The organism is Yinghuangia soli, from assembly GCF_021502675.1.
Lineage (GTDB): Bacteria > Actinomycetota > Actinomycetes > Streptomycetales > Streptomycetaceae > Yinghuangia > Yinghuangia soli.
The window spans coordinates 170,871-184,455 of the sequence record NZ_JAKFHA010000006.1 but is presented as its reverse complement, the minus strand read 5'-3'; the positions used below and the strand labels follow the sequence as shown (position 1 = coordinate 184,455).

At 71.9% G+C, this 13,585-nt stretch carries 13 protein-coding genes; 10 read left to right on the top strand and 3 right to left on the bottom strand.

The window, feature by feature from the left end:
- The first annotated feature begins 148 nt into the window (after positions 1 to 148).
- From LZ495_RS13870 to LZ495_RS13855, 4 genes are read left to right on the top strand one after another with little or no spacing between them, the layout of a single operon-like run.
- Complete coding sequence (locus LZ495_RS13870; protein WP_235052458.1) at positions 149 to 1,015, top strand: ABC transporter ATP-binding protein; 867 nt, start codon at positions 149 to 151, stop codon at positions 1,013 to 1,015.
- Positions 1,012 to 1,857: an ABC transporter permease gene (locus LZ495_RS13865; protein WP_235052457.1), complete on the top strand. Its 846-nt coding sequence runs from the start codon at positions 1,012 to 1,014 to the stop codon at positions 1,855 to 1,857. Before LZ495_RS13870 ends, LZ495_RS13865 begins: the two co-directional genes overlap by 4 nt.
- Positions 1,854 to 3,053, top strand: a complete 1,200-nt coding sequence (locus LZ495_RS44820) for a sensor histidine kinase (RefSeq protein ID WP_235052456.1) — start codon at positions 1,854 to 1,856, stop codon at positions 3,051 to 3,053. Before LZ495_RS13865 ends, LZ495_RS44820 begins: the two co-directional genes overlap by 4 nt.
- Positions 3,054 to 3,088: 35 nt before the next feature.
- A complete protein-coding gene (locus tag LZ495_RS13855; protein ID WP_235052620.1) occupies positions 3,089 to 3,721 on the top strand; it encodes a response regulator transcription factor in 633 nt (210 codons plus the stop codon).
- Between the two features lie 28 nt (positions 3,722 to 3,749).
- On the opposite strand, the gene LZ495_RS13850 is transcribed toward LZ495_RS13855, so the two are convergent.
- Entirely contained in the window at positions 3,750 to 4,151 is a 402-nt protein-coding gene (locus LZ495_RS13850) for a nuclear transport factor 2 family protein (RefSeq protein WP_235052455.1), read from the bottom strand.
- Positions 4,152 to 4,215: 64 nt separating this feature from the next.
- Between LZ495_RS13850 and LZ495_RS13845 the strand changes: the two genes are divergently transcribed.
- From LZ495_RS13845 to LZ495_RS13820, 6 genes are all read left to right on the top strand, one after another.
- A complete protein-coding gene (locus tag LZ495_RS13845) occupies positions 4,216 to 4,971 on the top strand; it encodes a PIG-L deacetylase family protein (protein WP_235052454.1) in 756 nt (251 codons plus the stop codon).
- Positions 4,972 to 5,109: 138 nt separating this feature from the next.
- Positions 5,110 to 6,729 (top strand): acyl-CoA synthetase, encoded by a 1,620-nt coding sequence (locus LZ495_RS13840; RefSeq protein ID WP_235052453.1) that lies wholly within the window; start codon positions 5,110 to 5,112, stop codon positions 6,727 to 6,729.
- A gap of 53 nt (positions 6,730 to 6,782) precedes the next feature.
- Positions 6,783 to 7,766: a Zn-ribbon domain-containing OB-fold protein gene (locus tag LZ495_RS13835; RefSeq protein WP_235052452.1), complete on the top strand. Its 984-nt coding sequence runs from the start codon at positions 6,783 to 6,785 to the stop codon at positions 7,764 to 7,766.
- Positions 7,767 to 7,792: 26 nt separating this feature from the next.
- The gene (locus tag LZ495_RS13830) at positions 7,793 to 8,857 is read left to right on the top strand and encodes a thiolase family protein (protein ID WP_235052451.1); all 1,065 of its coding nucleotides are present in this window, start codon (positions 7,793 to 7,795) and stop codon (positions 8,855 to 8,857) included.
- Entirely contained in the window at positions 8,857 to 10,020 is a 1,164-nt protein-coding gene (locus LZ495_RS13825; protein ID WP_235052450.1) for a thiolase family protein, read from the top strand. The genes LZ495_RS13830 and LZ495_RS13825 overlap by 1 nt, the downstream gene beginning before the upstream one ends.
- Positions 10,021 to 10,092: 72 nt before the next feature.
- Positions 10,093 to 11,217: a nitronate monooxygenase gene (locus LZ495_RS13820; RefSeq protein WP_235052449.1), complete on the top strand. Its 1,125-nt coding sequence runs from the start codon at positions 10,093 to 10,095 to the stop codon at positions 11,215 to 11,217.
- Positions 11,218 to 11,242: 25 nt separating this feature from the next.
- Here the strand turns inward: LZ495_RS13820 and LZ495_RS13815 are convergent, their stop codons facing one another.
- The gene (locus tag LZ495_RS13815; RefSeq protein WP_235052448.1) at positions 11,243 to 12,025 is read right to left on the bottom strand and encodes an MHYT domain-containing protein; all 783 of its coding nucleotides are present in this window, start codon (positions 12,023 to 12,025) and stop codon (positions 11,243 to 11,245) included.
- Positions 12,026 to 12,214: 189 nt separating this feature from the next.
- Positions 12,215 to 13,582: an amidase gene (locus LZ495_RS13810; RefSeq protein ID WP_235052447.1), complete on the bottom strand. Its 1,368-nt coding sequence runs from the start codon at positions 13,580 to 13,582 to the stop codon at positions 12,215 to 12,217.
- Between the last annotated feature and the right edge of the window lie 3 nt (positions 13,583 to 13,585).

The window sequence follows — 13,585 nt, the reverse complement described above, 5'->3', positions numbered from 1 at the left end:
CGTCCGATGCTGCCACCAAAGCCCGCACATCGGTACGACGCGCATCACGCTGCGTGCGCGCGCCGCGGGCTGTCCACCGTTCGGTGGACAGCCCGCGTCAACCGGCTGTACGTCCCGCGGACCCCCGGCCGACCGGGAGAGTCGGGGCATGGAGACGACGAAGCCCGGCACCGCGATCCGGGTACGGGGACTGCGCAAGCAATACGGCGCGCACACCGCTGTGGACGGCATCGACCTCGACGTGCGCACCGGCGAGATCTTCGCGCTGCTCGGCCCGAACGGCGCGGGCAAGACCACGACCACCGAGATCCTGGAAGGCCAGCGCGACCGCGATGCGGGCGAGGTGTCGGTGCTCGGCGCCGACCCGGCCCGGGCGGACCGCGCGTGGCGGGCCCGGATCGGGATCGTGCTGCAGGAGTCCAAGGACTTCGCGGAACTGACGGTGCGGGAGATCGTGCACCACTTCGCGCTCTACTACCCGGCGCCGCGCGACCCCGACGACGTCATCTCCGCGGTCGGACTCGCCGACAAGGCGCGCAGCCGCACCGCGCAGCTGTCCGGCGGCCAGCGCCGCCGCCTGGACGTCGCGCTCGGCATCCTGGGCGACCCCGAACTCCTCTTCCTCGACGAGCCGACCACCGGCTTCGACCCCGAGGTGCGCCGCAGGTTCTGGGACCTGGTCGCGTCGCTGCGGGACGGCGGCACCACGATCCTGCTCACCACGCACTACCTGGACGAGGCCGAACACCTCGCGGACCGGGTCGGCGTCCTGGCCGGCGGCCGCCTCGTGGACGTCGACACCCCGGACCGGCTCGGCGGCCGCCACCTGGCCCCGGCGACGGTCCGCTGGACCGAGGGCGGCACCGCGCGCGAGGCCGTCACCGCCGCGCCCACCGCCCTGGTCGCCGAACTCGCCGTACGCCTCGGCGGAGCGGACGGCGAGGTGCCCGACCTCGCGGTCGACCGCCCCACGCTCGAGGACACCTACCTGAAGCTGATCGGAGAAGCCCGATGACCGCGACCCTGACCGACCCCGTCCGGGTACGCCCGCCCGCCGCGGACGGGCCCGGCACGCTGCGCATCGGCCGGGCCCGCGCGGCCCTGGAGCTGCGGCAGTTCTTCCGCGACCGGCGCCAGGTGTTCTTCACCTTCTCGATGCCGATCGTGATGTTCCTGCTCCTCGCCTCGATCTTCGACCACACCTACGAGGGGACCGGGGTCAGTACGCAGCAGATCTACGTGACCGGCATGCTGGCGACCGGGATCCTGTCCGCGTGCCTGCAGGGCCTGTCACTGCAGGTCGGCATGGAGCGCCACAACGGGACCCTGAAGCGGCTGCGGGCCACGCCGATGCCGCCTGCCTCGTACTTCCTCGGCAAGATCGCCATGGTGGTCGTGGTCAGCCTCGGCCAGGCCGTCGTCCTGCTCGGCATCGGCTCCATGTTCTTCGGCCTCGATCTGCCCACCGCGCCGGGCCGTTGGTTCACGTTCGCCTGGGTCTACCTGCTCGGCGCGACCGCGTGCACGCTGCTCGGCCTGGTGTGCAGCAACCTCATCAAGGGCGAGAACGGCGGCCCGCTGGTGATCATGCCGGTCATGGTGCTGCAGTTCATCTCCGGCGTGTTCGTGGTCTTCGCGGAGCTGCCCAGGGGGCTGCAGACCGTCGCCTCACTCTTCCCGCTCAAGTGGATGTGCCAGGGCATGCGCTCGGTGTTCCTGCCCGATGCGTACGCCGCGGTGGAACCGGCCGGCAGCTGGGAACACGGCCGCACTGCGCTGGTTCTCGCCGCGTGGGTCGTCGTCGGGTTCATCATGTGCATGAAGTGGTTCCGCTGGAAGGGCAAGGACGAAGGGTGACCGACGAGGCCGGGCCGTGGACGTCGACGCTTCCCGAAGAGGACGGCGAGTGGCGGACGAAGGTGCTGTGGGTGTGGCACTTCGCGTACGCCCTGGTCATCGTCATCGCGGTCGTGCTGCTCGCCGACCACGGGGCGTCGCCCTGGGGATACGCGGCACTCGCCGGGTACGCCGCGGCCTACGCGGGCCTGATGGCCCCGTCGATGCAGCGGCCCGGCGGGTACCGCGCGTACCTCTACCTCGCGGTCGCGGTCGGGGCCTCCGCCGTGATGGCCTTCACCGCCCCCGCCGGCCTGGTGATCCTGTACGTCGTCTTCCCGCACCTGTGGGCGGTGCTCGACACCGTCTGGATCCGGACCGCGGCCATCGGGCTGACCGCGGTCCTCGCGGTCGCCGGGACGGCGGTGCACGACGGCGAGGGCGGCACCTCGGTCGTGGGGGCCCTGGTCACGGTGGCCATCGCGATGCTCACCAGCCTCGGCCTCGGCTTCGTGACCAGCGTGCTGATCCACGAGTCGGAGCGGCGCGGCCGGCTCATCGAGGAACTGGAGCGCACCCGCGCGGAACTGGCCGAGGCCAACCACGAGGCCGGCGTCCTGGCCGAGCGCCAGCGGCTGGCCCGGGAGATCCACGACACCCTGGCGCAGGGCTTCACCAGCCTGGTGATGCTCGTGCAGGCCGCCGAGGCGACGCTGGACACCGATGTGGAGAGCACGCGGCGGCGGCTCGACCTCGCGGCCCGCACGGCCCGCGAGAACCTCGCCGACGCCCGCGCCCTGGTCGCCGCGCAGGACCCGGTCGAACTGGCCGGCGGCACCTTGCAGGACGCCCTCGGGCGGGCCGTCGCGGGGCTGGCCGAAGAACTGGAGATCGCGGCCGAGTTCCGGGTGGCCGGCACCCCGCGCGACCTGCCCGCGACGACCCAGGTGGTGCTCGTCCGCACGGTCCAGGAGTGCCTGGCGAACGTCCGCAAGCACGCGGCGGCGACCTCGGTGGACGCCGAACTGGCCTACCGGCCGGACAGCGTACGGCTGGTGGTCCGCGACAACGGCTGCGGATTCGCCGCGCCCGCCGGGAACGGACCCGGCGGCTACGGGCTGCGCGGCATGCGCGCCCGCATCGAACAGGCCCGCGGCACGCTGGAGATCACCGGTGCACCGGGCGAGGGCACGACCGTACGCGTGGAGATCCCCTGACCATGGACGCCGACGAGACCGCGGGCGCACCCGCCATCATCCGGCTGCTGCTGGCCGACGACCACCCGGTGGTCCGCGAGGGCCTGGCCGGCATGCTCGCCGGCGAGCCGGACCTCGAAGTCGTGGGCGCCGCCGAGGACGGCGAGCAGGCGGTCGCGATGGCTGCCGGACTGCGCCCCGACGTGGTCCTGATGGACCTGCGCATGCCGGGCACGGACGGCGTCACCGCGACCGGCCGCATCACCCGCGAACTGCCCGGTGTACGCGTCCTGATCCTGACCACGTACGACACCGACACCGACATCGTGCGCGCGGTCGAGGCGGGGGCCGCCGGATACCTGCTCAAGGACACGCCCCGCGCGGACCTGGCCGCGGCGGTCCGCGCCGCCGCCCGCGGCGAGACCGTGCTCGCCCCGCCGGTCGCCGCCAAGCTGGTCACGCGCCTGCGCGCACCCGTCCGGGAGTCGCTGAGCCCGCGCGAGACGCAGGTGCTCGGCCTGGTCGCCCGCGGCCTGACGAACGCCGACATCGGCCGCGAGCTCTACATCGGCGAGGCGACCGTGAAGACCCACCTGCTGCGCGCGTTCGCCAAGCTCGGCGTGGACGACCGCACCGCGGCCGTCACCGTCGCCATGGAAGCGGGCCTGCTGCCGCGCCCCGGCGAGTAGCCGTCACGCCGGGCCGTCCCGCCCCGCCTCACCTTGCGGCAAGCTCCGCCTCGTACTTCGGCCGCACGTCCACCGTGTCGTAGACGATCCGCAGCGTCGTGATGCGCCCGTCGTCGCCCAGTTCGGCCAGGTCCACCACGTCGAACGGGGCCGGTGTGCCGGAGGCCATCCACCAGTCGTAGCGGAACCAGAAGGACACCAGCCGCTGCCCCTCCGCCCCGCGGCCTTCCATCACGCCGCGCAGGTGGAGCTCGGCCCGCGAGGTGTCGGCGAACACCTCGGGGAAGAACTCGCTCGCGGATTTCGTCCCGTACAGAGGCGAATGCACCGTCGCGCCTGGTACGAACAACTTGAGCACCGCGTCCAGGTCGGCCCGCTCCAACGCGGACAGGTACGCGGACACGAGCGTCGCAGTATGCGAAGCACCCATCACGGCCATAATAGTCTCCTGTGTATACAGTTTCCAGGGGACACTATAACCCGGAGGTCCTGCCATGTCCGAGCCGTCGCCCGCCCCGTTCGTCCCGCTGCGCGAGGACTGGTCCACGGCGGTCGCGATCGTCGCCCACCCGGACGACATGGAGTACGGCGCCGCCGCAGCCATCGCCCGCTGGACCGGCCAGGGCAAGAAGGTCGTCTACGTGATGGCCACCAGCGGCGAGGCGGGCATCGACAGCATGCACCCGGACGAGGCCAAGCCCGTCCGCGAAGCCGAGCAGATCGCCTCGGCGGCCCTCGTCGGCGTCGACGTCGTCGAGTTCCTCGGCTTGCCCGACGGCGTCCTCGAATACGGCCTCGCGCTGCGCCGCGAGGTCGCCCGCGTCGTCCGCCGGCACCGCCCCGACATCGTCATCACCAACAACTGGCGCGAGACGTACGGCGGCGCGGTCCCGAACCAGGCCGACCACATCGCCACCGGCAAGGCCGTCCTCGACGGCGCCCGCGACGCCGGCAACCGCTGGATCTTCCGCGAACTCGCCGAATCCGAGGGCCTCGAACCCTGGGGCGGCGTCAAGGAGATCTGGGCCGCCGGCTCGCCGATCTCCGGGCACGCGGTCGACACCACCGACACCTTCGCGGCCGGCGTCGCCTCTCTCGAGGCGCACGCCGCCTACCTCGCCGGCCTCAAGTCCGGCGGTGCGATGTCGGACCCCGCCGAGTGGCTGGAAGGCCTCTCCCGCATGGCCGGCACCCGCCTCGGCACCCGCTTCGCGGCCCCCTTCGAGGTCGTGCCGCTGAGCTTCGAGTAGCCCCGCGACGCGGCGGCCGGACCTGCTGTCGCCCCGGCCCGTGGCGCAGGGCGGGCCGGGGTCGCCGTGGGGATCGTCACGACTACGCGTTTTCCATAACCATTGACGTCGTCAAGGAACCTTACCTATCGTGCGGCCGTGGCCGACTTCAATCTCGCCGACCTCTGGGAGCTGCTCGCGGATGCGGGCGGCGACACCGAGGTGCTCGTGGCAGGCGACCAGCGACGTACGTACCGGCAGCTCGACGAGCGGGCGAATCGCCTTGCGCACCACCTTGCCGCGGCGGGTGTGGGGGCGGGCGACCATATCGGCCTGTACAGCTTCAACCGCGCCGAGTTCATGGAGGCGCTGCTCGCCGCGTGGAAGATCCGGGCGGTGCCGGTCAACATCAATTACCGGTACGTCGAGGCCGAGCTGGACTACCTGCTGGGCGATGCCGACCTGGTCGCGATGGTCTACGAGCGCGGGTACGCGGACCGGCTCGCCGGGCTGGCGGGCAAGTTCCCGGCGCTGAAGACGTACGTGTCGATCGCGGACGAGCAGCCGGATGTCGAGGACGTCCCGGGGGCGGTGGACTACGAGGCGGCGCTGGCCGCGGCGTCGCCCGAGCGGGGCTTCGAGCAGCGCAGCGCGGACGACGGGTACATCGTCTACACCGGCGGCACCACCGGCATGCCCAAGGGCACCATGTGGCGCCACGAGGACATCTTCTTCGGGGCGATGGGCGGCGGCGGTTGGCCGGGCACGCCGATCGCGGCCCCGGGTGAGATCGTCCGCAATGCCGAGCGCGACTTCCGGCTCACCTTCATGCCTGCCGCGCCGCTCATGCACGGCGCCGCGCAGTGGTTCGCGGTCGGCGGCCTGCTGGCCGGCAACCGCATCGTGCTTTACACCGCGCGCAAGTACGACGCCGCGGACCTGCTGCAGATCGTCGAGAAGGAGCAGGTCTCCTCGATCCAGATCGTCGGCGACGCGATGGGGCGCCCGCTGGCCGACGCCGCCAAGCAGGGCTCGTACGACCTGTCCAAGCTCTACGTCGTCGGCTCCGGCGGCGCGGTGCTCTCCGAGGCGGTCAAGGACGAGCTCAAGGCCGTCGTGCCGCACCTGATGATCAACGACAGCTACGGCAGCTCCGAACTGGGCGCCGGCGGCAGCGGGGTCAAGAAGGAGACGGTCGACAAGGACGACGCGGCGGGCAACGCGCCGCGGTTCCTCATGGGTCCGCAGGTCACCGTGCTCGACCTGGACACCATGAAGCCGGTCGAGCCGGGTTCCGGCGTGGTCGGCCGCATCGCCCGCTCCGGGCACATCCCGCTCGGCTACTGGAAGGACGAGGTCAAGACGGCCGCGACCTTCCCCGTGGTGGACGGCGTGCGCTACGTGGTGCCCGGCGACTTCGGCATGATCGAGGCGGACGGCGCCATCGTCATGCTCGGCCGCGGCTCGGTGTGCATCAACTCCGGCGGCGAGAAGATCTACCCCGAAGAGGTCGAGTCCGCGCTCAAGGCGCATCCGGACGTGTTCGACTGCATCGTGGTCGGGGTGCCCGACGAGCGCTGGGGCGCGCGCGTGGTCGCGGTCGTCGCGCCGCGCGAGGGCACTGCCCCGTCGTACGACGAACTGGCCGAGCACTGCCGCACTTTGCTGGCCGGCTACAAGGTTCCGCGATCGGTCGTCCTCACCGAGGAGATCGGCCGCACCAACGTCGGCAAAGCCGACTACAAGTGGGCCGCCCGCGTCGCGGCGCAGGGTTCCTGACCAGCCAATCCCCACCAGACCGCCGATCCGCCCCGCGCCGAGAGGACGACCGCGTGTCGACACAGACAAGCAGCACCATCCAGTTCCCGTACAAGCGCACGCTCGGACCGGTGATCAGCCGCTTCTTCTCCGAGCTCACCGCGCAGCGCATCGTCGGGATCCGCAGCGGCGACCGGGTCATCGTGCCGCCCATGGAGTACGACCCGGAGACCGGGAACCAGCTCGCCGAGGACTTCGTCGAGGTCGGCCCCGCGGGCACCGTGGTGTCCTGGACCTGGGTCGCCGAGCCCGGCAAGCACCACCCGCTGGACCGGCCGTTCGCGTACGCGCTGATCAAGCTGGACGGTGCCGACACCAACCTGCTGCACGCGCTGGACGCGGGCAGCGAGGACGCGGTGTCCACCGGCATGCGCGTCGTGCCGCGCTGGCGCGACGAACCGGTCGGCCGGATCGACGACATCGTCGCGTTCGTGCCCGGCGAGACCCCCGAGGGTCCCGCGGCCGGCGAGGCGCAGGACGTCCAGACCATGGACTACTTCTCGACCATCACCTACACCGACGTGCTGTCGCCGACCCTGGAGCGCTACGCGGCCAGCATGCGCGCCGGCGTCATCAAGGGCCAGCGCTGCCCGCAGTGCAACCGCGTCTTCCTGGGCCGCGGCTACTGCTCGGTGGACGCGATCATCCTCGGCGAGGAGCACGAGGAAGCGCTGCCGGACTTCGGCGTGGTGTCGAACTACACCATCGTCACGCCGACTCCGTACCCCGGCCAGAAGGAGACCGAGCCGTTTGCGCGTGCCTCGGTGGTCCTGGACGGCGACGAGATGGTGATCGCGCAGCAGCAGATCATCGGCATCCCGGTGAGCGAGATCCGGGTCGGCATGCGGGTCAAGGCCCAGTGGTTCCCGGCCGCCGAGCGCGACGCCGCGGAGATCACCAGCAAGGGCTGGGGCACGGTGGCCGGCTTCATCGAGGGCTGGGTGCACACCGGTGAACCCGACGAGCCCGCCGAGCAGTACATGAACCGGGTGTTCTGACCGTGGCCACTCAGGAGACAGGCATCGTGCGTAACGACAGCGACATCGCGGTCATCTCGACCGCGTACCTCCCCTCCGTACGGCGCAACGACATCACCGAGACCGAGATGCTCATCGCGGTCATCGACGAGGCGTTGGGCAAGGTCGGACTGAAGCGCTCGGACATCGGCTTCAGCTGCCAGGGCTCGTGCGACTACGTGTCCGGCGGCACCTTCTCGTTCGTGCCCAACCTCGACGCGATGGGCGCGTGGCCGCCGATCCACGAGTCGCACGTCGAGATGGACGGCGCCTGGGCGCTGTACGAGGCCTGGGTCCGCATGCAGCACGGCGACGTCGAGATCGCCGTCGCGGTCGGCTCGGGCAAGTCCTCGACCGGCGACCCGGCGGAGATCTACATCAACGAGCTGGACCCGTACTACCTCGCGCCGCTCGGCCCCGACCCGGTCTCGCTGGCCGCGCTCCAGGCCCGGCAGCTGATCGAGTCCGGCAAGACCACCGAGCGCGAACTCGCCGAGATCGCTTCGCGGTCCCGCCGGGACGCCGCGAACAACCCGAAGCAGCAGCTGCGTTCGCTCGAGACGGATGTCGAGAAGCTGCTCGCCGAGCCGTACCACCGCACGCCGCTGCGCAAGAGCGACCTGCCGCCCATCTCGGACGGCGCGTCCTGCGTGGTCATGGCCACCGCCAAGAAGGCCCGCGAACTGGTGGCCCGCCCGGCCTGGATCGCCGGCATCGACCACCGCAGCGAGGTGCACAACCCGGCGCTGCGCGACCTGACCGACTCGGCCTCGACGCGCCTCGCCGCGGAGCGGGCCGGCGGCGTGGCCGGCGTCGAGGTGGCCGAGCTGATGGCCCCGTTCACCTCTCAGGAGGTCGTCCTGCGCCAGGCCCTCGGGCTCGGCGACGACGTGGTGGTCAACCCGTCCGGTGGTGCCCTGACCGGCAACCCGCTGATGTCGACCGGCCTGGTCCGGATCGCCGAGGCCGCCGAGCAGATCCTCTCCGGAGGCCGCAACCGCACGCTGGCGCACGCCACTTCGGGTCCGCTGCTGCAGCAGAACCTGGTGTGCATTCTGGAAGGTGACAACTGATGGGGCACGAGCCTGTAGCCGTCGTCGGCATCGGCCAGACGAAGCACAAGAAGCGCCGTGACGACCTCTCCATCGCGGGCCTGGTCCGCGAGGCGGCGCAGCGCGCGCTCGACGACGCGCAGATGACGTGGTCGGACATCGACGCGGTGGTGATCGGCAAGGCGCCGGACATCTTCGAGGGCGTCATGAAGCCCGAGCTGTACCTCGCGGACGCGCTGGGCGGCGCCGGCAAGCCGGTCTTCCGCGTGCACACCGCCGGTTCGGTGGGCGGCTCGACCGCGATCGTGGCCTCGCACCTGGTCAGTTCGCGGGTGCACAAGCGGGTGCTGGCGGTGGCCTGGGAGAAGCAGTCCGAGGGCAACGCGCAGTTCGGCCTCGGCGGCGGCAAGTCCGGCTCGATCGGCGCGGGCGGCGCGTTCGCCCCGTGGATCCGTGCGTACATCCGCAAGTCCGGGGCGCCGGAGCACATCGGCTGGCAGATCGCGGTCAAGGACCGGCAGAACGCGCTGCGGAACCCGTACGCGCACCTGCACCTCAAGGACATCTCGATCGACAAGGTCCGCGAGTCCCCGATGATGTGGGACCCGCTGCACTTCCTGGAGTCGTGCCCGTCCTCGGACGGCGCCGGCGCGATCGTGCTGACCGACCGCGCGGGCGGCGAGGCCGCGGCCGCCGACGGGCGCCCGCCGGCATGGGTGCTGGGCACCTCGATGCGCTCGGAGCCGTCCTCGTTCAACGGCCGCGACCCGATCCGCCCGCAGGCCGGCGTGGACTGCGCGTGGGACGTGTACAAGCAGGCCGGCATCACCGACCCGCGCCGCCAGATCGACGTGGCCGAGCTGTACGTGCCGTTCTCCTGGTACGAGCCGATGTGGCTGGAAGGCCACGACATCGCCCCGGTCGGCGAGGGCTGGAAGATGGTCGACCGCGGCGAGACCGCGTTCGACGGCTCCTTCCCGGTCAACCCGTCCGGGGGCGTGCTGAGCTCGAACCCGATCGGCGCGTCGGGCATGCTCCGCTTCCTGGAGGCGGCGCTGCAGGTCCGCGGGGCTGCGGGCGAGCACCAGGTGGACGGTGCGCGGGTGGCCCTCGCGCAGGCGTACGGTGCCGCCGCGCAGTACTTCGCGATGTGGGCGGTCGGCTCGCAGCTCCCGTCGAGCTGACCTCTTTCGCGACGGGCAAAAGACAGGACTCCTGACCTTGATTTGGTCAAGTTCCCTGTCTAGGCTCCTGCCATGAAGCCACCCATCTGCGAAAAGCTCGGGATCGAGTTCCCGATCTTCGCCTTCTCCCACTGCCGGGACGTCGTCGCCGCGGTCAGCCGCGCGGGCGGCTTCGGCGTGCTGGGCGCCCTGGCGTTCAGCCCGGACCAGTTGGAGATCGAGCTCGCCTGGATCGACGAGCACGTCGACGGCCGCCCGTACGGCGTCGACCTGGCCATCCCGATGAAGTACCTCGGCAAGGGCGGCGGCGACGACGCGCTGCCGACCAACCTCGAGAAGCTCATCCCGGAAGCGCACTGGCAGTTCGTCGACGCGCTGCTCGACAAGCACGGCATCCCGCCGCTGCCCGCCGACCTGGAGGGCAAGGCCGCCAAGGCGGCCGGCCTCAACGTCGACCTCGAGTCGCGCGCCCAGATCGAGACCGCGCTCAAGCACCCGCTGGTCAAGATGTTCGTCAACGCGCTCGGCCCGCCGCCCGCCGACATCATCGACGCCTGCCACGACGCGGGCGTCCTGGTCGGTGCGCTGTGCGGCAGCCCGCGGCACGCCCAGAAGCAGGTCGAGGCCGGCGTCGACGTGGTCGTCGCGCAGGGCACCGAGGCCGGCGGGCACTGCGGCGAGATCTCCACCATGGTGCTGATCCCGCAGGTCGTCGACGTGGTCGGCCCGGACGTCCCGGTGCTCGCCGCAGGCGGCATCGGCGGCGGCCGCCAGATGGCCGCCGCGCTCGCGCTGGGCGCGCAGGGCGTGTGGACCGGCAGCATCTGGCTGACCGTGGCCGAGGCGGACACCCACGAGACCGCCGTGCAGAACCTGCTGGAGGCCAAGTCCACCGACACCGTGCGGTCCCGCGCGATGACCGGCAAGCCGGCCCGCCAGCTGCGCAGCGCGTGGACCGAGGCGTGGGAAGACCCGGAGAACCCGGACCCGCTGCCCATGCCGCTGCAGGGCCTGATCTACAACAAGGCCGCGCGCCGCTTCACCCGTACCAAGAACAAGGAGCTCAACGGCTGGCCGGTCGGCCAGATCGTGGGCGCGATGGACCGCGTGCGGCCGACCCAGGAGGTCGTGCTGTCGATGGTCGAGGAATGGGTCGAGGCCACCGAGCGCCTGGGCTCGCTGCTCGCGGACGACTGAGCATCCGCACCCGGCCGGCGGCTCTTCAGCCGGCCGGGTGCGTCAGCCGCTCCACCCGCAGGTCGAAGTCCCGGTCGTCGGCCATCTGCTCGACGTCCGGCCAGATCGCCACGATCACCAGGATCACCATGGTGACCAGGCTGATCCCGGTGATCATCGGGGCCAGGAACTGGGTCGGCTCGGCGCCGTGCACGTGCCGCGAGCCGGGGGCGCCGCCGCCCTCCGTGCGCATCGCGTACATCCCGGTGTAGTGCATGCCGCACACCGCGAGGGCCATCACCGGCACCGCGGCCACCGTCGCCTTGATACCGCGCACGTGAAGTGCCGCCCACAGCGCGGCGGTCGCCGCCACGATCGCGATCACCAGGGACAGCGCCACGATGCGCGCGTCGTACGAGATGGGCGCGGAGGTCTTCATCGCCGCCATGCCCAGGTAGTGCATGCCGCCCACCCCGGTACCGGTGAGCGCCCCGCCGGCCAGCAGCGTGGAGATCTTGCTGCCGCCGCCGATCGCCAGCGCCAGGCCGATGCCCACCACCAGCACCGCGAGCAGCATGCTGGCCAGCGTCAGCGGGATGTCGTACCGGATCTGCCTGCCCGGGATGCTGAAGCCGAGCATGGCGATGAAGTGCATCACCCATATACCGGTGCCGCCGAGCGACAACGCCGCCAGCGCCAGCCAGCGGGCCCGCACCGCACCGGAGGTGGCCTGCGCCCGCGCGCTGCACAGCAGGCCCAGGCAGGCCCCGGTGCAGGACATCAGGAAGGCGAGCCCGGGGGTGAGCGGTCCGTACGTGAAGTGGTCCATGTCTGTAGTGCCGCGCCAGTCCCGCTCGGCGTGCGGGAACAGCGGCACCTCCTCTCGGCCTTCAGCGTGACCGGGAGTACACGGGCTGCGTCGCTTTGTACGCGGAATCGCCCTGCATCACCATTCCCCGGCGTATAGTTCGCCCGCCGGTCCCGCGGCGTGCGCCCGGCGCACGCCGTCCTGCGGTCCCTACGCCGCTGCCGGGATCCTGGCCAACTTGCCGCGCATGTCCGGGATTTCGGTGTGCCAGCCGGCCCGGCGCTGGTACGCCTCGCCGGCCCGCAGCACGGTCGCCTCGTCGAACGGCCGGCCCGAGATCTGCATGGCGAGCGGCAGTCCGTCGTCGCTGAACCCGACCGGGACCGACAGCGTCGGATTGCCCACCGCACTCCAGTACGGCGTGTGCACCGCGGACCCGAACACCGCCATGAAGCCCGGGGTGTCCAGCGTGTCCACGCGCGGCGCCCCGACCGTCGCGGTCGGCGTGACCAGCAGGTCGACCTTGCCGAGCAGGTTGTTGACGGCCTCCTGGCCGGTCCGCCGGACGCCTTGTGCCCGCACGTAGTCCGCCGCGGTGTAGAACGCGCCGGTGGTGAACGCGGTGCGGCCTACCGTGCCGAACTCCTCCCAGCGGGTGGACAGATCGGGGGCGTGGTGGGCCAGCGCCTCGGCCGCGAGGGTCAGCATGTCCGCCGCGTACAGCTCGCGGACGAAGGGGAGTTCGACCTCGACGATGACCGCCCCGGCGGCCGCCAGCACGTCGAGTGCCGAGCCGAAGCGCAGCGGAAGGGAGCGGTCCGCGAGATCGCCGCCGACGCGCATCAGCGGGTCGACGCCGATCCGGACGCCGTCCAGATCACCGTTCAGCCGCGCCCGGTAGTCGGGCACCGGGCGGTCCGCGCACTGGTGGTCGCCGGCGTCGAAGCCGGCCATCACGGCCAGCATGAGCGCGCAGTCCTCGGCGGTCCGGGCCACCGGCCCGATGTGGTCGAGCGGCCGGCCGCGGCCCGCACCGGACGGCCCGGGCACCCGCCCGCGGGTAGGCCGCAGGCCGGTGACGCCGCAGAACGCGGACGGCATGCGGATGCCGCCCGCGCCGTCCGCGCCGACGCCGGCCGGGAAGAGGCCCGCGGCCACGCCGTTCGCGGTGCCCGAACTCGCGCCGCCTGCCCAGGTCGCCGGGTTCCACGGATTGCGCGGCACCGCGGTGGGCCGCCCGGGGTCGGGCAGGCCGATGGTGAACTCCATTGCGGTGGTGGTGCCGAGCAGGACCGCCCCGGCGTCGCGCAGCCGGGTCACCGCGACCGAATCGGCCAGCATGTCGCGCACCCCCAGCGGGACGCCGTGCAGCGGGCCGAGGTGCAGCCCGGCCGCGCGTTCCGCATCGGCGCGCTCGGCCTCGGCGAGGGCCGCCTCATCGCGCCGTTCCGCGAAGGTGCCGAGCCGGGCGCCGAACCGGTCGGCGCGCTCGAGGGCGGCGGCGACCAGGTCGAGCGAGGTGGTGCGGCCGTCGCGCAGTGCGCGGGCCGTCTCCGCGATGGACATCGGCTCGGGCATGCG